The sequence below is a fragment of the Streptomyces sp. NBC_00075 genome, from assembly GCF_045041225.1.
Lineage (GTDB): Bacteria > Actinomycetota > Actinomycetes > Streptomycetales > Streptomycetaceae > Streptomyces > Streptomyces adonidis.
The window spans coordinates 7,501,313-7,520,912 of record NZ_CP108243.1 but is presented as its reverse complement, the minus strand read 5'-3'; the positions used below and the strand labels follow the sequence as shown (position 1 = coordinate 7,520,912).

Annotated in this window: 19 protein-coding genes and 1 pseudogene; 14 read left to right on the top strand and 6 right to left on the bottom strand. The window is 71.2% G+C overall.

Features of this window, described 5'->3' with window-relative positions:
* Positions 1 to 34: 34 nt before the first annotated feature.
* The gene (locus tag OG787_RS32945; protein WP_405537628.1) at positions 35 to 1,039 is read right to left on the bottom strand and encodes an ArsR/SmtB family transcription factor; all 1,005 of its coding nucleotides are present in this window, start codon (positions 1,037 to 1,039) and stop codon (positions 35 to 37) included.
* A gap of 200 nt (positions 1,040 to 1,239) precedes the next feature.
* On the opposite strand from OG787_RS32945, the pseudogene OG787_RS32940 reads away from it, so the two are divergent.
* The 3 genes and pseudogenes from OG787_RS32940 to OG787_RS32930 all read left to right on the top strand — a co-directional run.
* A pseudogene (locus OG787_RS32940) lies at positions 1,240 to 1,500 on the top strand (peptidoglycan-binding protein); the annotation flags it as partial.
* A 174-nt stretch (positions 1,501 to 1,674) separates the two neighbouring features.
* Positions 1,675 to 2,058, top strand: a complete 384-nt coding sequence (locus tag OG787_RS32935) for a peptidoglycan-binding protein (protein WP_369033271.1) — start codon at positions 1,675 to 1,677, stop codon at positions 2,056 to 2,058.
* A gap of 34 nt (positions 2,059 to 2,092) precedes the next feature.
* Positions 2,093 to 2,803 carry a peptidoglycan recognition family protein gene (locus tag OG787_RS32930; RefSeq protein ID WP_369033272.1) on the top strand — a complete coding sequence of 237 codons (711 nt, stop codon included), beginning with the start codon at positions 2,093 to 2,095 and terminating at the stop codon, positions 2,801 to 2,803.
* 19 nt (positions 2,804 to 2,822) lie between these two features.
* Here OG787_RS32930 and OG787_RS32925 read toward each other — a convergent pair whose 3' ends face one another.
* The gene (locus tag OG787_RS32925; RefSeq protein ID WP_405537626.1) at positions 2,823 to 3,761 is read right to left on the bottom strand and encodes an EamA family transporter; all 939 of its coding nucleotides are present in this window, start codon (positions 3,759 to 3,761) and stop codon (positions 2,823 to 2,825) included.
* Between the two features lie 128 nt (positions 3,762 to 3,889).
* On the opposite strand from OG787_RS32925, the gene OG787_RS32920 reads away from it, so the two are divergent.
* The gene (locus OG787_RS32920; protein WP_405537625.1) at positions 3,890 to 4,405 is read left to right on the top strand and encodes a MarR family winged helix-turn-helix transcriptional regulator; all 516 of its coding nucleotides are present in this window, start codon (positions 3,890 to 3,892) and stop codon (positions 4,403 to 4,405) included.
* A 71-nt stretch (positions 4,406 to 4,476) separates the two neighbouring features.
* Here the strand turns inward: OG787_RS32920 and OG787_RS32915 are convergent, their stop codons facing one another.
* The 3 genes from OG787_RS32915 to OG787_RS32905 all read right to left on the bottom strand — a co-directional run bounded on the left by OG787_RS32915 (position 4,477) and on the right by OG787_RS32905 (position 7,144).
* Positions 4,477 to 4,740, bottom strand: coding sequence for a hypothetical protein (locus OG787_RS32915; protein WP_369033275.1), 264 nt, complete (start codon positions 4,738 to 4,740; stop codon positions 4,477 to 4,479).
* A gap of 67 nt (positions 4,741 to 4,807) precedes the next feature.
* Complete coding sequence (gene malQ, locus OG787_RS32910) at positions 4,808 to 6,895, bottom strand: 4-alpha-glucanotransferase (protein WP_405537623.1); 2,088 nt, start codon at positions 6,893 to 6,895, stop codon at positions 4,808 to 4,810.
* Positions 6,896 to 7,144, bottom strand: coding sequence for a hypothetical protein (locus OG787_RS32905; RefSeq protein WP_405540660.1), 249 nt, complete (start codon positions 7,142 to 7,144; stop codon positions 6,896 to 6,898).
* A gap of 151 nt (positions 7,145 to 7,295) precedes the next feature.
* Here OG787_RS32905 and OG787_RS32900 point away from each other — a divergent pair, with 151 nt between their 5' ends.
* From OG787_RS32900 to OG787_RS32890, 3 genes are all read left to right on the top strand, one after another.
* The gene (locus tag OG787_RS32900) at positions 7,296 to 7,829 is read left to right on the top strand and encodes a PadR family transcriptional regulator (protein ID WP_369033278.1); all 534 of its coding nucleotides are present in this window, start codon (positions 7,296 to 7,298) and stop codon (positions 7,827 to 7,829) included.
* Positions 7,826 to 8,563, top strand: a complete 738-nt coding sequence (locus OG787_RS32895; protein ID WP_369033279.1) for an ABC transporter ATP-binding protein — start codon at positions 7,826 to 7,828, stop codon at positions 8,561 to 8,563. Before OG787_RS32900 ends, OG787_RS32895 begins: the two co-directional genes overlap by 4 nt.
* A gap of 448 nt (positions 8,564 to 9,011) precedes the next feature.
* Positions 9,012 to 10,391: an ABC transporter permease gene (locus OG787_RS32890; RefSeq protein WP_405537622.1), complete on the top strand. Its 1,380-nt coding sequence runs from the start codon at positions 9,012 to 9,014 to the stop codon at positions 10,389 to 10,391.
* Positions 10,392 to 10,535: 144 nt separating this feature from the next.
* On the opposite strand, the gene OG787_RS32885 is transcribed toward OG787_RS32890, so the two are convergent.
* Positions 10,536 to 11,072, bottom strand: coding sequence for an HNH endonuclease (locus tag OG787_RS32885; protein ID WP_235479080.1), 537 nt, complete (start codon positions 11,070 to 11,072; stop codon positions 10,536 to 10,538).
* A 337-nt stretch (positions 11,073 to 11,409) separates the two neighbouring features.
* On the opposite strand from OG787_RS32885, the gene OG787_RS32880 reads away from it, so the two are divergent.
* From OG787_RS32880 to OG787_RS32850, 7 genes are all read left to right on the top strand, one after another.
* Positions 11,410 to 12,504 carry a mechanosensitive ion channel family protein gene (locus tag OG787_RS32880; protein WP_369033281.1) on the top strand — a complete coding sequence of 365 codons (1,095 nt, stop codon included), beginning with the start codon at positions 11,410 to 11,412 and terminating at the stop codon, positions 12,502 to 12,504.
* A gap of 228 nt (positions 12,505 to 12,732) precedes the next feature.
* Positions 12,733 to 13,944 carry an ROK family protein gene (locus OG787_RS32875; protein ID WP_405537621.1) on the top strand — a complete coding sequence of 404 codons (1,212 nt, stop codon included), beginning with the start codon at positions 12,733 to 12,735 and terminating at the stop codon, positions 13,942 to 13,944.
* 119 nt (positions 13,945 to 14,063) lie between these two features.
* A complete protein-coding gene (locus tag OG787_RS32870; protein WP_405537620.1) occupies positions 14,064 to 15,401 on the top strand; it encodes an ABC transporter substrate-binding protein in 1,338 nt (445 codons plus the stop codon).
* 2 nt (positions 15,402 to 15,403) lie between these two features.
* Positions 15,404 to 16,348: a carbohydrate ABC transporter permease gene (locus tag OG787_RS32865; RefSeq protein ID WP_405537619.1), complete on the top strand. Its 945-nt coding sequence runs from the start codon at positions 15,404 to 15,406 to the stop codon at positions 16,346 to 16,348.
* Between the two features lies 1 nt (position 16,349).
* On the top strand, positions 16,350 to 17,243 hold the full coding sequence (locus OG787_RS32860) for a carbohydrate ABC transporter permease (RefSeq protein WP_405537618.1): 894 nt from the start codon (positions 16,350 to 16,352) through the stop codon (positions 17,241 to 17,243).
* A gap of 7 nt (positions 17,244 to 17,250) precedes the next feature.
* Entirely contained in the window at positions 17,251 to 18,516 is a 1,266-nt protein-coding gene (locus OG787_RS32855) for a 6-phospho-beta-glucosidase (protein WP_405537616.1), read from the top strand.
* The gene (locus tag OG787_RS32850) at positions 18,507 to 19,478 is read left to right on the top strand and encodes an N-acetylglucosamine kinase (protein WP_369033287.1); all 972 of its coding nucleotides are present in this window, start codon (positions 18,507 to 18,509) and stop codon (positions 19,476 to 19,478) included. The genes OG787_RS32855 and OG787_RS32850 overlap by 10 nt, the downstream gene beginning before the upstream one ends.
* Positions 19,479 to 19,600: the final 122 nt, after the last annotated feature.

Below are 19,600 nucleotides of genomic sequence, written 5' to 3'. Positions count from 1 at the left end.
GGCGCCCCGGATGCCGGGGCGCCCCAACTCCGTTCTACGCCGGGTCCGGGCGCAGCAACGCCGCGCCCGTGGGTGTCAGGGTGTGCAGGACGGCCGGGCCGTGGCGGTGGCTGACGAGGAGGCCGGCGTCGCGCAGCACGGTGGTGTGGCGGGTCGCTGACGCCGCCGACACCCCTGCGGCGCGGGCGAGTTCACCGGTCGTCGCGCCGACCGCCGTCGCCTGGAGGATGACGGCGCGGGTCGCGCCCAGGAGCGCGGCGAGCGGGGCCCGGGGTTTCTGGGCACCGGTCTCGCCGGTCTCACCATTCCCGTCGGTGCGCGAGGCGGCGTGGCGCAGCGGGTAGGCGAGGACCGGCGGGAGACCGGAGTCGGCCAGCGACACCGGGGAGCCCCAGCAGAAGTACGAGGGGACGAGCGTCAGGCCGCGCCCCTCCAGGTGCAGATCGCGGTCCTCGGCGTACTCGACCTCCAGCGTGGGCCGCCGCCAGCGCATGTACGGGCCCAGCCCGGCCAGGAGCCCGTCCATGCCGCCGTCCAGCAGGGCCCGGGCGCGGACGGAGCGGTCGGCGTCGATGTGGGCCTGAATGTGATCGTCGTGGGGGCGCAGGGCGACGTCGTAATAGGTCCGGACCGTTCGGACGAATTCCTTGCGCGGCTGAATGTCGGCCAATTGCCCGGCCCACGCGGGAGCGCCGCTCACCTTGTCCAGAATCCCCAGTTCGCTGAGTACGCGCGGCCGGGGGATGTCGAGGATCGCGTCAAGGCCCGCTTCAAGCCCTTCTGACGCCTCACCCGGCGTGAGGAAATCCGGGAAATAGGTGCCGCTCGGATAAAGGGGAAGCAGCACATTGCGGACCACGGGCGCGAGGCCCTTGTCGTGCAGTGCCTCACGCGTGTTTCGATGCCAACCGGCATACGCCCAGAGGTCCTTGCGGTTCTGGAAGCGCAGCAGGCTGAAGAAGATTTCCCAGAGCGGATCCGGCCTGGCCGCCACCCGGACGCGTGTGAGATCGGCGTCCGTGAAGTGGATCCGGAGCATTCAATTCCCCTCGCTGACCACGGCTTTTACGCCCGGGCGCAAAAGTATGTCGATGCCTCGGCGGAGCTGACAAGGTCGTGTCGAAAGCGGTTCACGGATCGTCCGAAAACAGCTCCGTGCGAACCATCGACCGAACAGCCCGAAAAGGGGGAAACTCATGCGACAGAGTGTTTTGACCAGGTCACTCGTCAGTGCCGCAACAGTCGCCGGCGAGCACCCAGTCCGTCTCCATCCTCGCCACGCAGAACTTCGGCCTCAGCGCCGCGCAGGCCAAGAAGGTCCAGGGCTGGCTGGCGGAGTACTGGGAATACAACGACAGCATCGACGGGCTGCTCGGCACCAACAGCTGGAAGGCGTTCCAGCGCTGTCTGAAGACGTACTACGGCTACACGGGGGCCATCGACGGGGACGCCGGTTCGGGGACCCGCACGGCGTTCAAGGCGTTCGCCGACTCGCGCTAGGCGCTCCGCGGGATGGGCGGCTCGTTTTCTGCGGGCCGGTGGGGGCTGGTCGCGCAGTTCCCCGCGCCCCTGTGGGGCGCGATTCTGCACCCCTGAGTCCAGCGGCGCGCTCCGGTCGCCCGGAGCGCGCCGCTCTGTGTTTCGTCCGACCGCCACCCACCTTGGGGAGACAACATGCGCACGCGCCATCACCGCTCCGCCCTCACCTGCGGTATCGCCGTACTGGCCGTGGGGGCCGCGCTCCTCGTCGGCGCGCCCGCGGCCAACGCCGCGGCAGCCGAGACCAACTGCGACTACATCGACGACGCGGCCCGGCCCACGGTCAATCCGGGCAGTACGGGCAACGCGGTCAGTCAGGTCCAGTGTCTGATCAACTTCTACAGTGGTTACCCCAACTGGCTGGAAGAGGACGGGAGTTACGGGGCGAGGACGCTGGCGGGCGTCCACTGGGTACAGACCTGCAACGAGACCGTCGGCGGTGCCGACGGCATCGTCGGCCCCAGCACCTGGGCCCGGCTCTACGCCCCGAAGGCCGCCTGCGCCATCTCGGCCCTCTGACCAACTCCCCCCTGATACCCGACAGGAAGAGCCCATGACGAGTCGCCCGGTTTCCCCGTTGCCCCGGCGTGCGTTCCTGACCGCCCTCGGAGCCGGCGCCGCGCTCAGCGCGCTGCCCAGCCCCGCCTCGGCCGCGCCCGCCTCGTACACGCTGCTGTCCCGCGCGGACTGGGGTGCCGACGAGACCCTGCGCTTCGCCGGCGGCACCGAGGTGTGGCCGTCCGAGTACTACCCGGTCCAGACGCTCACCGTCCACCACACCGACGACGGCAGCACCGACCCGGACCCGGCCGCCGTGGTCCGTGCGATCTACCGTACGGACGCGGCCGAATACGGCGACATGGGCTACAACTTCCTGATCGACAAGAACGGCCTGGTGTACGAGGGCCGTTGGTCCGGCACCGACGGAACGCCCGCGCACGACGCCTCGGGCCGGATGGTCACCGGCGCGCACGTCCAGGGCTACAACTCGGGGAACATCGGCATAGCCATGCTGGGCACCTTCACCACCACACCCCCCTCGTCGGCCGCCCGTACCGCCCTGGTCCAGCTCCTGGCCGATCTCGCCGACCGGCACACGCTCGCCCCCTTGGGCAAGGTGGTCTACGTCAACCCCGTCAGCGGGGTCAGCCGGCCCGCGCCGGTCATCGGCGGCCACCGGCACTGGGCGGCCACCGACTGCCCCGGCACCCTGTACACCGCCATGCCGTCGATCCGCGACGAGGTCGCCGCCCTGCTCGCCTGAGCGAGCCCGGATCGCCCGATCAGCGACGCGACAGCACGACAGGAACCCGGGCCTTCCGCGCCCCACCCCCGAGCACGGGGACGGCCCCTGCCCCCCGTACCCTCAGCTGCCCCGCCACCGTCGCCCCGAACGCCAGCCCCATGCCCGCCAGTTGGAGCGGTGTCAGGGCCTGGCCGAGGGCCGCCCAGCCCACGATCGCGGCGGTCAGCGGGGACAGCGGGCCGAGGAAGGTGACCTGGGTCGCGGTGAGCCGGCCGATACCACGGAACCAGAGCCAGTACGCGACCGCCGTGTTGGCCAGCGCGAGGTAGAGGTATCCGCCGACCGCCCGGCCGTCCAGCGCGGGCGGGGCGCCCTCGACGAGCAGGGCGAGGGGCGCGATGAGCAGGCCGCCCGCGGTCAGCTGCCAGCCGGTGAGGGCGAGCGGGCCCACACCGTCCGGGCGGCCCCAGCGCTTCGTCAGTACGGTGCCCGTCGACATCGACGCGGTGGAGGCGAGGGCGGCCAGCACACCCACGGTGTCCAGCGCCCCGGCCGCCTTCAGCACGACCAGACTGACACCGAGCGCCGCCGCGATACCGGTGAGCAGGGTCCGTACGGTCGGCCGCTCGCCCAGGAACACCGTCGCGAGCCCGGCGACGAACAGCGGGCCGACCGACCCGACGACCGCCGCCATACCGCCCGGCAGCCGGTACGCGGACAGGAACAGCAGCGGGAAGAAGGCGCCGATGTTGAGCGCGCCCAGCACCGCCGCCTTCCACCACCAGGCGCCGCGCGGCAGCACCCGGGTCAGCGCGAGCAGGAAGAGCCCGGCGGGCAGGGCGCGCAGCAGACCGGTGAAGAGGGGGCGGTCGGGCGGGAGGAACTCCGTGGTGACGGCGTAGGTGGTGCCCCAGGAGATGGGAGCGAGGGCGGTGAGGAGGATGGCGGGGCGGTGGGCGGAGCGGTTCGCGGGCATGGGCGCGTCCTTCAAGTAGGTCAGCGCTGATTAGCTTAGCGCTAAGCAACTTGCAGTCAAGCTACTTTCCCGCGAGCAACTTTCTTGCGTGTGACCATTGACGCCCGTTCCTCGGCGATACTCGGCGCATGAGTGCACAGCCGCCGCCGCAGCAGCGCAGGGACCCCGTCGACGCGATCATCGACCAGTGGGCGGTGGTGCGGCCCGATCTGGACACCGCCGCGATGGAGGTCTTCGGCCGTATCTACCGGCTCGCGCGCGCGATGGGCGACCGGACGGAGAAGGCGTACGCGCGGTTCGGGATCGGGCGCGGCGAGTTCGACGTGCTCGCGACGCTGCGCCGGGCCGGTGAGCCGTACACGCTCTCGCCGCGTCAGCTGTCGTCGACGCTGATGCTCACCACCGGCGGGATGACCGGCCGCCTCGACAAGCTGGAACGGGCCGGGCTGGTACGCCGCTCCCCCGACCCCCACGACCGGCGCGGCCTCCAGGTCACCCTGACGGAGGAGGGACTGAGCCGCGTCGACGAAGCGGTCGGTGTCGGTGTCGACGCCCAGACGGAGGCCCTCGCCGCCCTGGACACGGAGAAGGCCGCCCAACTGGCCGACCTGCTGCGGGAGCTGCTGACGGCGACGGAGGGCTGAGAACACGCCGAGGGCGCCGTTCCCGCCCCATCGGGTTCATGGGGTGAGAACGGCGCCCTCGAAGAGAGAGATCAGGCCTTCGCCTTGGCGGGCTTGGCGGCCTTCGGGGCGCGGTCCGAGGACTTGTCCAGGACCATCACCAGACCCGCGATGACCACGAACAGGCCGATCGGGGCGACGACATAGAGGCCCAGCGTCTCGATGACGCTCAGGCCATGGCCGGGGTCGTCACCGTCGTCGCGGGTGAGCGCGAGCGCGGGAGACGTCATGAGCAGCATCATCAGCGTCGTACCGGCGACCAGTGCACCGGCGCGCAGGGCGTTCTTGTTGTCCACGGTGCAAAAGTAGCGAACGCCCGGCGGGGCCGCGCGCCCGGGGTGCCGTATGAGGGGCCGGCCACGGTCACCCGCCCTCTCTGAGCACCTCCATCAGCGCCCGCAGCCGGGACGACCCCGCCAGTTCCTCCAGCGTCACCGGCCGGCCCTCCGCGTCGGAGATGGGCAGGCGCCAGTTCGGGTACTGGTCCCACGTACCCGGCAGGTTCTGCGGGCGGCGGTCGCCGACGCCGTCCGGGAGCCAGACGCCGATCATGCGGGCGGGGGTGCGGAGCAGAAAGCGGTGGACGGCCTGGATCTCGGCCTCCTCCACCGCGCCCGAGTGACCTCCGCTGCACCCCTCCAGCAGACCGAGACGGGAGAGAAGAGTCAGCCACTCCCCCGTGTCGGCGGAAGCGGCGGCCCGCTCCTCCTCCACCGGGTTGGTCAACAGGCCCAGCCGGTCGCGGAGTTCGACATGGTCGCCGGTGAGACGGGCGGCGGTGGGCGGCAGGTCGTGGGTGGTGACGGTGGCGAGACAGTCGGCGCGCCAGCGGTCGGGGGCCAGGGGGCGCCCGTCGCCGTCCCAGTCCCGTTCGAACCACAGCACGGACGTACCGAGCACCCCGCGTTCGTGCAGCGTCTCCCGGACGCCCGGCTCGACGGTCCCCAGGTCCTCGCCGATCACGACCGCCCCGGCCCGCGAGGCCTCCAGCGCGAGGACGGCGAGCATGGCCTCGGCGTCGTAACGGACGTACGCGCCCTCCGTGGGCGCCTGCCCCTGGGGCACCCACCAGAGCCGGAACAGGCCCATGACGTGGTCGATGCGCAGGGCGCCCGCGTAGCCGAAGAGGGCGCGCAGGAGCTGTCGGTACGGGGTGTAGCCGGACTCGGCCAGGCGGTCGGGTCTCCAGGGCGGCAGGCCCCAGTCCTGGCCGCGCGCGTTGAACGCGTCCGGGGGCGCGCCGACCGACATGCCGGCCGCGAAGTACTCCTGCTGCGCCCAGGCGTCGGCACCCTCGGGATGCACCCCGACGGCGAGGTCGTGCACGATCCCGACCGGCATGCCCGCGTCGCGTGCGGCCCGCTGGGCGTCGGCGAGCTGGGTGTCGGTGAGCCAGGCGAGGTGGCAGTGGAAGTCGACGCGGTCCATCAACTCGCGCCGGGCGCGGGCGGTTTCGGCCGAGCGGGGGTCCTGGAGACCGGCCGGCCAGCGCGACCAGTCCGAGCCGTGCGCCTCGGCCAGCGCGCACCAGGTGGCGTGGTCCTCCAGCGCCTCACCGGCCCGTGCGAGGAAGTCGGCGTACTCGGCCTGCCGCCCGGGCCCGAGCGGTACGGCGCACACCAGCTCCAGCGCCTCGCGCTTGAGCTCCCACACGGCGTCACGGTCGATCAGCGCGCCCTTGTCCAGCACCGACTCCCGCAGCCGCCGGGCCCGCTCCAGCAGCGAGCGCACCCGCCCACCGGCCTCTTCGAGGTACGCGAACTCGGGAATGGCCTCGACCCGCAGATGTACGGGGTCGGGGAAGCGCCGGGAGGAGGGACGGTAGGGGGAGGGGTCGGTCGGCGCGCCCGGAACGGCCGCGTGCAGCGGGTTGACCTGCACGAATCCGGCGCCCAGCGCCCGCCCGGCCCAGGCACTCAGCTCCCCCAGATCACCGAGGTCACCCATGCCCCAGGAGCGCTGGGAGAGAAGGGAGTAGAGCTGCACGAGGATGCCGTACGAGCGCCCGGTGGGCGTGGGCAGCCGGGCCGGGGCGACGACGAGGTGGGCGCGGGCGGTACGTCCGTCGGGCGCGACGGCGTCCAGCCGATGCACACCGGGCGGAAGCCGGTCGAGGGAGTCACAGACCTCGCCCTGCTCGGTACGAACACGCAGCCGCGTGCGCTCGGGCAGCCCCGCCAGCGCGGTGGCCGTACCGTCGGCCCCGCACACCACGGTCGGCGGCAGCAGCCGCGCCGCCAGCTCCCGCTCCCGCGCGGCGAGAGCGGCCCGGACGGCCTCCGCGCTGCCCGCATCGACACCGAGCGCGCCCAGCACGGCGACGAGCGCGGAGTCGGAGGCGGCGACGGTCCGGTCCGGGGAGGGCTGGAAGGAGGTGGAGACTCCGTACAGCTCGGCGAGACGGGCGAGCGCAAGCCGCTCCCCGCTCTCGGCCGACTCCTGAGCGGTCATCTACAGCCCCGCGAGGTCCGACAGCGCGGGGACAGGACCCTCGTACAGCCCCGTGGGGTCCGCCTCGGCGTCGGCGTGCTCGCTCGTCATCGCCTCCTCGTCGGCGAGCGGGGGCTCGCTGGTGAGCGGCTCGGCGGCGGGCAGCGGCGGCTCACTGGTGAGCGGCGCCTCGGCGGACGCGCTCTCGGCACTGAAGATGTAGGCCGGTACGGCCACGGAGGCCTCCTTGTTGGCGGGTTTCCTTCGCAGGCCTACCCAGTGGGCGGGACGACAGACGTGTATGAACGGACGAACCACGGCACCGAAGCTCGCATTCCGTGGTTCTTCCGCCGCTCGCACGACGAAGTCCCCCATCTTCCACTATTCACTCAGTACATGTAGCGAGTGCATAATGACCGGCATGAGCACCCGCCACATCCTGCTGGGGCTGCTCGCCGGAGGTCCGAGCCATGGCTACGACCTCAAGCGACGGCACGACGAACGCTTCCCGCAGGCCCGGCCGCTGGCCTACGGGCAGGTCTACACGACCTTGCAGCGCCTGGTGCGCGACGGCCTCGCGGAGGTCGACGGCACCGACGCGGACGGCGGCCCGGAGCGGACGAAGTACCGGGCGACGACGGAGGGGGAACGCGAACGCGCCGACTGGGTACGCCAGATCAGCGCACCCGCGCCGCACGTCGTCAACGAGATCTTCGCCAAGGTCGTCGTCGCGATCCTGGCCGGCGGGGACCCGGCCGCGTATCTGCTGGACCAGCGGGCCGCCCACATGGCGCGGATGCGGGAGCTGACGGCGGTCAAGACCGCGCCCGGCTCGGACCTCTCGACCGTGCTCTCGGCGGACTACGCCCTCAACCACCTCGACGCCGACCTCCGCTGGATGACCACCACGGCGGCCCGGCTCACCACACTGACCGCGGAGGTCGACAAGGCATGACCACCACCAACGGGGACATATCCGGGGAGCAGGCCCCACCACCCCTCCTCACGGCCCACCGCCTGTCCAAGACGCACGGCAGGACGCCCGCGCTGCGCGGCGCCTCGGTCGCGCTGCGGGCGGGCGAGATCCTGGCCGTCACGGGGGCGAGCGGCAGCGGCAAGTCGACGCTGCTGCACTGTCTGGCGGGGATCGTCCGGCCGGACACGGGGACCGTCGAGTACGCCGGGGAGCGGCTCGACACGATGCCCGAGCGGCGGCTGAGCGAGCTGCGGCGCACGGAGTTCGGGGTCGTCTTCCAGTTCGGCCAGCTGATCCCGGAGCTGACCGTCCTAGACAACGTGGCACTGCCGCTGCTGCTCGCCGGGACCTCGCGAGCGGCGGCGCACGAACAGGCGGGCGAGTGGCTGGAGCGGTTCGGGGTGCTCGGCCAGGAGACGCTGCGCCCGGGCGAGCTGAGCGGCGGCCAGGCCCAGCGCGTCTCGCTGGCCCGCGCCCTGGTCACGGCCCCGAAGGTGATCTTCGCCGACGAGCCGACGGGCGCGCTGGACTCCCTCGCGGGCGAGCAGGTGATGGCGGCACTCACCCACACGGCCCGCGAGTCAGGCACAGCGGTCCTCCTGATCACGCATGACGCCCAGGTGGCGGCGTACGCGGACCGCGAGCTGCGACTGAGCGACGGGGCTGTCGTCGCGGCCGACGGGGCCGAGACCTCGGCGGAGGTGACGCCGTGACGCCACGCAGCGTTGTCGCCGACGGTCCCGGCGGTCCCAGCAGCGGGTCCTCGGGGACCGGATCCCGCCCGGCCCGGCGGCTCGGACGCCCCCGCGACCTCGACGAAGGCGACCTCGTGACACCGAACAGCCTTCCCGGCGGCGGATCCCCGGGACCAGAATCGCGCCGGGCCCGGCGACCCGACCGCTCCCACTCCCGGCACGGCAGCCGGCGGAACACGCACGCGGCCCGCGCACCGCACCCCAGCGGCCAAACCCGGCCGGGCGGCACGCCCGCCGTACCCGGAAGTGACCCCATGACGTCGAGCGGCGCTTCCGGCGGCACCGGCAGCGGATCCCCCGGAACCGGCTCCCGCCCGCCCCGGCGGCCCGGCCGCCCCCGTACCCAGTGCCCCAACCGCCAGACCCAGCCGGGCGGCACGCCCGCAGTTTCCCCGGAGGTGGCCTCATGACGTCCGGCAAGGTTTCCCGGAGGGGCTCCCTGCGGGCCGATCTGCGGCTCGCCTGGCTGCTCACCCGGGGTTCCGATCGGCGGGAGTGGTGGCGGGTCCTGCTCACGGGGGTCGGGGCGGCGCTCGCCACCGGATTCGCGCTGGCCGCCGTGGCCGTCGCCTCGGTGCGGGGGTATCGCAGCGTGGGGTTCGGGAACGGGCTGCTGGACCGGCCCGGGGAGCGCTCCGGCATCGTTCTCGCCCTCGTGCTGCTGCTCGTGCCCGTGCTCGGGTTTCTCGGGCAGTGCGCGCGGGTCGGGGCCGTGCACCGGGACCGGCGGCTGGCCGCGCTGCGGCTGGCGGGGGCCGGTGCGGCGCAGGTGCGGCGGATCGCGGCGCTGGAGACGGGGCTCGCCTGTCTGCTCGGCTCGGCGCTCGCCACCGTGTACTGCGTGCTGTTCCTGCTGCGTGAGTGGCGGCAGCCGCCCGTGCTGCTCTGGGTCGGGGTCGCGCTCGTCGCCGTGGGCGTGCCCGTACTGGGCTCGCTCGTCGGCGTGCTCGCGCTGCGGCGTGTCGTCGCCTCGCCGCTCGGGCGGGTCCGGCGGGTGCCTCCGCGTGAGGGGCGGGGGCCGGGGATGCCGGTCCCGACGGCGGTTCTGGGGCTGCTGTTCGTGGGGGTGCTGCTGGCGCCGGACACGTTCGGCGGGTACGAGACCGCGCCGGTGCTGGTGTTCTCCGTGGTGATCGTGACCGGGATGGGCGCCCTGTGGCTGACCGGTGCCACCGCCCGGTACACAGGGCGGATCCTCGCCGCCCGGACCGCCGATCCGGCGACGCTGATCGCGGCGGAGCGGCTGCGCGACGACCCGTGGGCCGCCGCCCGGACCCATGCGGCGGTGCTGCTGGTGACCATCGTGGGCACCGGGTTCGTCGGTGTCCGGGAGGTGCTGCTGACCTCGCTCCGCGACCGCGGCGAGCACATGCTGGCCGTGGACATGTCGTTCTACACCACCGGCGTCGACCTGACCGGCGCCGCCGTGCTGGTCGCCCTGGTGATCACGCTGTGCGGGCTCGGTGTCGGCACCGCCGAGTCGGTGGCGACCCGGCGCCGGGGCCTGGCCGCGCAGGCCGCCGCCGGGGTGCCGCGCGCGGTGCTCGGCCGGGCGCTGCTCCTGGAGACGGCCCTGCCGCTGGCACCGGCGCTGCTGCTCGCGGGCAGCGGAGGCCTGCTGATCGGCGGCTGGTACGCGACGATCGCCCACGACGGCAGCCGCTCGGTGCCGTTCACGGCCCTGCTGGTGCCACCGGCGGTGTACGTGTCGTGCCTGCTCGCCGCGGCCACCTCACTGCCGCTGCTGCGCCGTGCGGCGCGGCCGGCGGAGCTGCGGTACGTGTGAGCGGCCGGGCATGAGAGATCCGGCCCTGGGGAACGGGGGTTCCCGGGGCCGGATCGCATCCGTACCGTACGGAAAATCCGTACAGGCGTGCGGGTACTGGGTACTCCCTATTCAGATGAATTCAGGTATACGAAAGCCCGGACGTCAGGCTGAGATGCCGTCGATCCGGGCCAACGCGTCGTCCGCGCCGTACGGCTGTAGGTATGGCAGCCAGCGCGGGTCCCTATGCCCGGTTCCGATGATGCGCCAGGCGAGACCGGTGGGCGGGGCGGGTTTGTGGCGCAGCCGCCAGCCGATCTCGAAGAGATGGCGGTCCGCCTTGGTGTGGTTGCAGCGGCGGCACGACGCCACCACGTTGTCCCAGCGGTGCTGACCGCCGCGGGAACGTGGGATGACGTGGTCGACGCTGGTCGCGGCGGCGCCGCAGTACATGCACCGGCCGCCGTCACGGGCGAACAGTGCCCTACGGGTCAGTGGAACGGGCCCCCGGTAGGGAACCCGGACGAACCTCTTCAGCCGGACCACGCTGGGTGCGGGGACAGTTACGGTCGCGCTGTGCATAAAGGCGCCCGATTCCTCCAAGGAGACTGCCTTGTTCTCCAGGACGAGGACGAGCGCGCGGCGGAGCGGTACGACGCCGAGTGGCTCGTACGACGCGTTGAGTACCAGGACATGCGGCACGGATGCCTCCTTGGGCGTCGGCGGCGCGTGGCTCGCGCCGGGACGATCTGCAAGTCAGTCTCCCCTCTCGCCTGGTGGCAGCGCCACCACGTCCCGGTAACGGGCTGGGAGTGTTTTCGACCACACCTTGTGCACTTCCCCGGGACCACACCCTCTTCTATCCCCAGGTGGGCACGGTCTCTCCCTCGAACATCGCGCCGATCCGCACACGTTGCCCCGTTAGTGTGGTGGTTCTGTCCTTCCGGTGACCTTTCCGTGACCTGAATCACCAGCTGACCGACGAGCTGAGCGCCGTAACCATCCGTACCGGGGGCAGGCCGCTCTGGAGGTACCCGCCGTGTCCTTGTCCGCCGTCCCACTGGCCGCCGGTTCGTCGCCGTCGCCGACTCCCTCGGAGTCACCGACCGCACTGGTCCCGTCACTCCAGGACGCCCAGGAGAGCGCGACCAACGCCGCGAGCTGGGTCGAGCAGAACTGGTCGACCTGGCTGTCGATCGGGCTCAGAGTCCTGCTGATCGTGGTGATCGCGGCGGTGCTGAGGATGACTCTGCGGCGGGCGATCACCAAGCTCATAGACCGGATGAACCGCACCGCTCAGGCGGTCGACGGCACCGCGCTCGGCGGGCTGCTGGTGAACGTGGAGCGGCGTCGGCAGCGCTCGCAGGCGATCGGCTCGGTGCTGAAGTCGGTGGCGAGCTTCCTGATCATGGGCACGGCCGCCCTGATGATCCTCGGCACCTTCGAGATCAACCTCGCCCCGCTACTGGCCTCCGCCGGTGTCGCGGGCGTGGCGATCGGTTTCGGCGCCCGCAACCTGGTGACGGACTTCCTCTCCGGGGTGTTCATGATCCTGGAGGACCAGTACGGCGTCGGCGACACGATCGACGCGGGGGTGGCGTCCGGTGAGGTGATCGAGGTCGGGCTGCGCGTGACCAAGCTGCGCGGCGACCAGGGCGAGATCTGGTACGTCCGCAACGGCGAGGTCAAGCGCATCGGCAACCTCTCCCAGGGCTGGGCCACGGCCGGCGTCGACGTCACCGTGCGCGCGGACGAGGACCTGGACCGGCTGAAGGCGACGCTCGCCGAGGTCGGCGAGCAGATGAGCAAGGAAGAGCCCTGGAACGAGATGCTGTGGGGCCCGATCGAGATCCTGGGCCTGGACAGCGTGCTCCTGGACTCGATGGTCATCCACCTCTCGGCGAAGACCATGCCGGGCAAGTCCCTGACGGTGGAGCGGGAGCTGCGCTGGCGCGTCAAGCGGGCCCTGGACGCGGCGGGCATCCGCATCGTCGGCGGTACGCCGCCGGTGGCGGAGGAGGAGCCGCCCGCGGACCCGACAGCGGGCATGGCGGCCCCCTCGGCGTACTCCAACACCGGCTCCCCGCAGGCCCAGGCGGCCACACCCCTGGTGAGTCCGCCCGCGTCGAAGTAGTACGCGAAGAGGCGGCGCCCCCGGAATCCGGGGGCGCCGCCTCTTCGTATGCGCAGGTAACGACTCCGTTTCCGCGCGGTTTTCCTTCCGGTTCCCCCCTTGACGCCTGCCTTGGTCCGGTCCTACCTTCCTGCCATCCGATAGGAAACCTTCCTAACAGTCACCGTGGAGAACCCACCGACGGTGACCATGAAAAACTGGGCGCAGGAAAGGCAGGTGCAGACCCCCATGGCAGGAACCGCAGGCACGCCAGGCACCCCGAGCGTCCTGCGCGCCATGAACGACCGGGCCGCCCTGGACCTCCTCCTGGAGCACGGGCCCCTGTCCCGCACCCGCATCGGCAACCTCACCGGACTGTCGAAGCCGACCGCCTCCCAGCTCCTCGCCCGCCTGGAGGCCGCCGGACTTGTCCTGGCCACCGGCACCAGCGAGGGCCGGCCGGGCCCCAGCGCCCAGCTGTACGAGGTCAACCCGACCGCCGCGTACGCCGCCGGGCTCGACGTCACCCCCGAACGCGTCCTCGCCGCCGTCGCCGACATCACCGGCCGGACCGTCGGCGAGTACGAACTGCCCACCCCCGGCAAACGCCCCGCCCGGCCCGTCGTCCAGCAGGTCACCGAGGCCCTGGACGGCGCGGTCAAGGCGGCGGGACTGGCCCGGGACGACGTCCGGCGGCTCGTCATCGGGACGCCGGGCGCCTTCGACCCGGGCACCGGCCGACTGCGCTACGCCTCCCACCTCCCGGGCTGGCACTCCCCGGCCCTCCTCGACGAACTCGCCGCCGCGCTGCCGATGCCGGTGGAGTACGAGAACGACGTGAACCTCGTCGCCATCGCCGAACAGCGGCTCGGTGCGGCCAGGGGCCACGGCGACTTCGTACTGCTCTGGAACGAGGGCGGACTCGGTGCCGCGCTCGTCCTCGGCGGCCGGCTGCACCGCGGCTGGACCGGCGGCGCCGGCGAGGTCGGCTTCCTGCCCGTGCCGGGCACACCCCTCGTCCGGCAGGTCAGCAGGACCGGCAGCGGCGGCTACCAGGAACTGGCCGGTTCCCAGATCATCCCCCGACTCGCCCGCGAGCTGGGCATCAGCCCCGTCCCCGACGGCCCGTACGCCGAGGTCGCAGCCGACCTCGTCGCCCAGGCCGCCGCCATCGACGCGGGGCCCCACCGGCGGCTCCTCGAAACGTACGCGACGGGTCTGGCCACCGGTCTGGCCTCGCTCGTCTCCGTCCTCGACCCCGAACTCGTCGTCCTCAGCGGCGCCTCCCTCACCGCGGGCGGCGAACCCCTGCGCGGTCTGGTCCAGGCCGAACTGGAGGAGCTGGCCGCGGCCCGGCCCCGGCTGGTCGTGGGCGACGTACGCGAACACCCCGTGTTGCGGGGCGCGCTGGAAAGCGCCCTGGCGACCACCCGCGACGAGGTCTTCGACACCTCGCGCTGAGTCCCGCAGTCCCCCTTCGCTTCCCTTTCTTCTCCACCTTCTTCTCCGCCTCCTTCTCCATCTCCTTCCTCACCCTCAAGTCCCCTGCCCTGCCACGCCCTTCCCTGGGAGATCTCGCCATGCCCGGAATGTCAAGAAAAGTCGCCGTCGCTCTCGCCGTTTCCGCCTCCACCGCCCTGCTCGCCACGGCCTGTACGGGCCAGTCCGCCACCGGCGCCTCCGACGACGCCTCGAAGGAGACGACGATCACCTTCTGGCACGCCTGGAGCGCGCCGGCCGAGGTCGCGGGCGTGAAGGCGCTGGTCGCCGGCTTCGAGAAGGCCCACCCCAACATCCACGTGAACATCGTCGGCAACATGACCGACGACAAGATCAACCAGGCACTGCGCGCGGGCGGCAGCAAGGCACCCGACGTGATCTCGTCCTTCACCACCAACGGCGTCGGCAAGTTCTGCTCCTCGGGCGCGCTGGTCGACCTGAACCCGCTCTTCGAGAAGTCGGGCATCGACCCGGCGGCCACCTTCCCGAAGGCGATGAGCGAGTACACGCAGTACGACGGCAACCGCTGCGCCGTACCGCTGCTCGGCGACGCGTACGGCCTCTACTACAACAAGACCGCCTTCGAGAAGGCCGGGATCACCAGCCCGCCCAAGACCTGGTCCGAGTTCGAGGCCGACGCCAAGAAGCTGACGATCGCCAAGGGCGACACGTACTCCCAGCTCGGCTTCATGCCGAACTACCACGGCTGGGAGACGACCACCGAGCACTACATGGGCCAGTTCGGGCCGACGTACTTCGACAAGAGCGGCAAGTCGACAGTCGCCACCGATCCGGCCGTCTCCGACGCCATGACCCTTCAGAAGAAGCTGGTCGACGATCTCGGCGGCTTCAAGAAGCTGGAGAAGTACCGGGCCGGCCTCGGTGACGAGTGGGGCCCCAAGCACCCCTTCCAGACCGGCCAGGTGGCCATGCAGCTGGACGGCGAGTGGCGCCTCGGCATGGCGCTGGACGCGAAGCCCGACTTCGAGATCGGCGTCGCGCCGCTGCCCGTGCCCGACGACCAGGCCGACCAGTACGGCAAGGGCTACATCACCGGCACCATCGCCGGTATCGCCGCGACCAGCCAGAAGCAGAACGCGGCCTGGGAACTGGTCAAGTACATCACCACGGACACGGACGCGGTGGTCGGCTTCTCCAACGCCATCCACAACGTGCCCTCGACGCTCGCGGCGCTGAAGTCCCCGAAGCTGAAGTACGACCCGCGCTTCAAGACCTTCCTCGACATCGCCGCCAACCCCAACTCGACCACCGCCCCGGCCTCGATCAACGGCGGCGTCTACCTCACCACCATCCAGGAGCTCGGCTACGACTACGAGTCCGGCAAGGTGACCGACCTTCAGGCGGGCCTGAAGAAAGCGGCGGCGCAGATCGACACGGACATCGCGCAGGCGAAGTAGCCATGGCCGCCACCTACACCCTGCGGGCGAAGCACCGGCGCGAGAGGCTGCGCACCCTCGCCTTCCTCTCGCCCTGGCTGATCGGTTTCTCGGTCTTCTTCGCGTACCCGATGATCTCGACGGTCTACTTCTCGTTCATGCACTACGACGGCTTCAAGCCGCCGACCTGGGTCGGGACGAAGAACTGGACGTACGTCTTCGAGTCCTACCCCTTCTTCTGGCCCGCCCTGCGCAACACCCTGTGGCTGGTCGTGATCATGGTGACCCTGCGCGTCCTGTTCGGACTCGGGATCGGTCTGCTCATCACGAAGATCAAGACGGGTACGGGCGTCTTCCGCACCCTCTTCTACCTGCCCTACCTGGCCCCGCCGGTCGCCGCGACCATGGCGTTCGCCTTCCTCCTCAACCCCGGTACGGGACCGGTCAACTCCATCCTGGAGAAGATCGGCATCCCGGCCCCGGGCTGGTTCAACGACCCCACCTGGTCCAAGCCGGCGCTCACGATGCTGGCCCTGTGGGGCATCGGCGACCTGATGGTCATCTTCATGGCCGCGCTGCTCGACGTATCGAAGGAGCAGTACGAGGCGGCGGAGCTGGACGGCGCGACACCGTTGCAGCGGTTCCGCTTCGTGACGCTGCCGAACATCTCGCCGATCATCATGTTCGCCGTCGTCACCGGCGTCATCGGGGCGATGCAGTACTACACACAGCCACTCGTCGCCGGGAAGGTCGCCTCGGGCGTGATCCAGGGCGCGGGCACCATGTTCCAGCCCGGCTACCCCGAGCACTCCACGCTCACCCTCCCCCAACTCGTCTACAACCTCGGCTTCCAGCGCTTCGACTACGGCTCCGCCTGTGTCGTCGCCCTGGTGCTGTTCGCCCTGTCGATGGCGTTCACCGCGCTGTTGATGCGGCGCCGGGGCGGTCTCATCCAGGCAGGTGACTGACATGACCCAACTACTGGAACGGCCGGTGGAGGTGAAGGTCGCCGCCTCGCCCGCCGAGCGCACGGCCCGCCGCAAGGCGCTCCTGGAGTGGATCGCGATCCACTCGCTCGGCATCGCGGCGGCCCTCTTCTTCACCCTGCCCTTCGTGTTCGTGTTCCTGACCTCGCTGATGAGCGACTCGCAGGCACTCAGCCGGGACCTGATCCCGCACACCTGGGAGTGGGCCAACTACAAGAAGGTCTTCGACACCCCCGGCTTCCTCACCTGGTGGAAGAACACGCTGATCTACGCCGGACTGGGCACTGTCCTGGTGGTCGTCTCCTCGGTGCCCGTGGCGTACGCGCTGGCCAAGTTCCGCTTCCGGGGCCGGAATCTGACGCTCATGCTGGTCATCTCGATGATGATGCTGCCGCCCCAGGTGGTCGTCATCCCGATGTACCTGTTCTGGGCGAAGCAGCTGGACCTGTCCGGCACGCTCTGGCCGATGATCATCCCGCTGGCGTTCGGCGACGCGTTCTCCATCTTCCTGCTGCGCCAGTTCCTGACGACCATCCCCAACGAGTACGTGGACGCCGCGAAGGTGGACGGCTGCGGCGATCTGCGCACCCTGCTGAAGGTCATCCTCCCGATGGCCAAGCCCGGTATCGCGGCCGTCGCCCTGTTCCAGTTCTTCAACGCCTGGAACGACTACTTCGGCCCCCAGATCTACGCCTCGGAGAACCCGGGTGCCTGGACGCTGAGTTACGGCCTGGAGTCCTTCAAGGGCGCCCACCACACCGACTGGAACCTCACCATGGCGGCCACCGTGCTGGTCATGGCCCCCGTGATCCTCGTGTTCTTCTTCGCGCAGAAGGCGTTCGTCGAAGGCGTCACTCTGACCGGCGTAAAGGGTTGATCGCTACATGAAACTCACTGTGGTCGGCGGCGGTTCGACCTACACCCCCGAACTCATCGACGGTTTCGCCCGGCTCAGGGACACCCTGCCCATTGAGGAGCTGGTGCTCGTCGACCCGGCCGCCGACCGGCTGGAGCTGGTCGGCGGGCTGGCCCGGCGCATCTTCGCCAAGCAGGGGCACCCCGGGCGGATCGTCACGACCAGCGACCTGGACAAGGGCGTCGAGGGCGCCGACGCCGTGCTGCTCCAGCTGCGCGTCGGCGGCCAGGCCGCACGGCAGCAGGACGAGACGTGGCCCCTGGAGTGCGGCTGCGTCGGCCAGGAGACGACCGGCGCGGGCGGCCTCGCCAAGGCGCTGCGCACGGTCCCGGTGGTCCTGGACATCGCCGAGCGCGTCCGGCGCACCAACCCGGACGCCTGGATCATCGACTTCACCAACCCGGTGGGCATCGTCACCCGCGCCCTCCTGGAGGCCGGCCACAAGGCGGTCGGCCTGTGCAACGTGGCGATCGGCTTCCAGCGCAAGTTCGCCGCGCTGCTGGGGGTGACCGCCGCCGACGTCCACCTGGAGCACGTGGGCCTCAACCACCTCACCTGGGAGACGGGCGTCCGCCTCGGCGGCCCCGAGGGCGAGGACGTCCTCCCCCGGCTCCTCGCGGAACACGGCGACACCATCGCCGACGACCTCCGCCTTCCGCGCCGGGTCCTGGACAGCCTGGAGACGGTCCCGTCCTACTACCTGCGCTACTACTACGCCCACGACAACGTCGTACGGGAACTACGCACCAAGCCCTCCCGGGCGGCCGAGGTCGCGGCGATGGAGGCGGAACTGCTGCGCATGTACGGCGATCCGGCCCTGGACGAGAAGCCGGAGCTGCTCGCCAAGCGCGGCGGCGCCTTCTACTCGGAGGCGGCGGTGGACCTCGCCGCGTCGCTGCTGGGCGGGGGCGGCAGTCCCTACCAGGTGGTCAACACGTACAACAAGGGGACACTGCCCTTCCTGCCGGACGACGCGGTGATCGAGACCCAGGCGGCGGTGGGCCCGAAGGGGGCGACTCCGCTGGCTGTCGAGCCGGTCGACCCGCTGTACGCGGGGCTGATCGCCAATGTCACCGCCTATGAGGAACTGGCCCTGGAAGCCGCTCTGCACGGCGGGCGGAACCGGGTCTTCCGGGCTCTTCTCGCCCATCCGTTGGTCGGACAGTACGACTACGCGGAGACCCTGACCGACACCCTGATCGCGCACAACCGGGAGCATCTCGCGTGGGCATGACCGCACACGTCCTCGCCGTCGACGCCGGCAACAGCAAGACCGACGTGGCGGTGGTCGCCGCCGACGGGGAGGTGCTGGCCACGGCGCGCGGCGGGGGGTTCCGGCCGCCGGCCGACGGCCTCGACGTGGCAGTCTCCGGGCTGGCCACCGCCGTCGACGAGGCCTTCACCGCCGCCGGGGTCACCTCCGTCGACCGGGTCTCGGCGTGTCTCGCGAACGCCGACTTCCCCGTGGAGGAACGGCAGTTCACCGCCGCGCTGCACGCGCGCGCGTGGGGCGCGAGTGTCGACGTTCGCAACGACACCTTCGCGATCCTGCGGGCCGGGATCACCGAGCCGCGCGGGGTCGCCGTCGTCTGCGGCGCCGGCATCAACTGCGTGGGGATGACCCCGGACGGCCGCACCGCCCGCTTCCCCGCCCTGGGGCGCATCTCCGGGGACTGGGGCGGCGGTTGGGGCCTGGCGGAGGAGGCCATGTGGCACGCGGCGCGGGCGGAGGACGGGCGGGGCGGTCCGACGGCGCTGCTCACCGCCCTGCCCGCGCACTTCGGGCTCACCTCCATGTACGCGCTGATCGAGGCCCTGCACCTGGGGAGCATCGACGACGCCCGGCGGCACGAGCTGACGCCGGTGCTGTTCGCGACCGCGACGGACGGCGACCCGGTGGCGTGCGCGCTGGTGGACCGGCTGGCCGAGGAGGTGGTCGCCATGGCCACGGTCGCGCTGAACCGCCTCGGTCTCCTCGAAGAGGAGACGCCGGTTCTGCTCGGCGGCGGTGTACTGGCCGCCCAGCACGCCCGGTTGACGGACCGCATCACCGAACTGCTGGCCGCACGGGCGCCCAAGGCGGTCGCGCAGGTGGTGACGGCACGGCCGGTGCTGGGCGCGGCGCTGCTGGGCCTCGACCACACGAACGCCCCGGCGGAGGTGCACGCACGCGTACGGAGCTTCTACGAGGACTGAGAGGACCGACACCAGGTCCGATACGAGGTCTGACCCCCTTCGTACGGGAACCGAACAGATTCCGGCGGCGTATTCATGGGCAGAGGGGTGGTGCGGGGAGCGCGGGTGTGTCCGAATGCAGG

Excerpts from the sequence above, each read along its gene's own strand:
- OG787_RS32900 (WP_369033278.1), top strand. The coding sequence starts at position 7,296 with ATGAGCACCCGCCACATCCTGCTGGGGCTGCTCGCCGGAGGTCCGAGC.
- OG787_RS32855 (WP_405537616.1), top strand. The coding sequence starts at position 17,251 with ATGAAACTCACTGTGGTCGGCGGCGGTTCGACCTACACCCCCGAACTC.
- OG787_RS32860 (WP_405537618.1), top strand. The coding sequence starts at position 16,350 with ATGACCCAACTACTGGAACGGCCGGTGGAGGTGAAGGTCGCCGCCTCG.
- OG787_RS32920 (WP_405537625.1), top strand. The coding sequence starts at position 3,890 with ATGAGTGCACAGCCGCCGCCGCAGCAGCGCAGGGACCCCGTCGACGCG.
- OG787_RS32930 (WP_369033272.1), top strand. The coding sequence starts at position 2,093 with ATGACGAGTCGCCCGGTTTCCCCGTTGCCCCGGCGTGCGTTCCTGACC.
- OG787_RS32875 (WP_405537621.1), top strand. The coding sequence starts at position 12,733 with ATGGCAGGAACCGCAGGCACGCCAGGCACCCCGAGCGTCCTGCGCGCC.
- malQ (WP_405537623.1), bottom strand. The coding sequence starts at position 6,895 with ATGACCGCTCAGGAGTCGGCCGAGAGCGGGGAGCGGCTTGCGCTCGCC.
- OG787_RS32865 (WP_405537619.1), top strand. The coding sequence starts at position 15,404 with ATGGCCGCCACCTACACCCTGCGGGCGAAGCACCGGCGCGAGAGGCTG.
- OG787_RS32890 (WP_405537622.1), top strand. The coding sequence starts at position 9,012 with ATGACGTCCGGCAAGGTTTCCCGGAGGGGCTCCCTGCGGGCCGATCTG.
- OG787_RS32935 (WP_369033271.1), top strand. The coding sequence starts at position 1,675 with ATGCGCACGCGCCATCACCGCTCCGCCCTCACCTGCGGTATCGCCGTA.
- OG787_RS32925 (WP_405537626.1), bottom strand. The coding sequence starts at position 3,761 with ATGCCCGCGAACCGCTCCGCCCACCGCCCCGCCATCCTCCTCACCGCC.
- OG787_RS32945 (WP_405537628.1), bottom strand. The coding sequence starts at position 1,039 with ATGCTCCGGATCCACTTCACGGACGCCGATCTCACACGCGTCCGGGTG.
- OG787_RS32870 (WP_405537620.1), top strand. The coding sequence starts at position 14,064 with ATGCCCGGAATGTCAAGAAAAGTCGCCGTCGCTCTCGCCGTTTCCGCC.
- OG787_RS32895 (WP_369033279.1), top strand. The coding sequence starts at position 7,826 with ATGACCACCACCAACGGGGACATATCCGGGGAGCAGGCCCCACCACCC.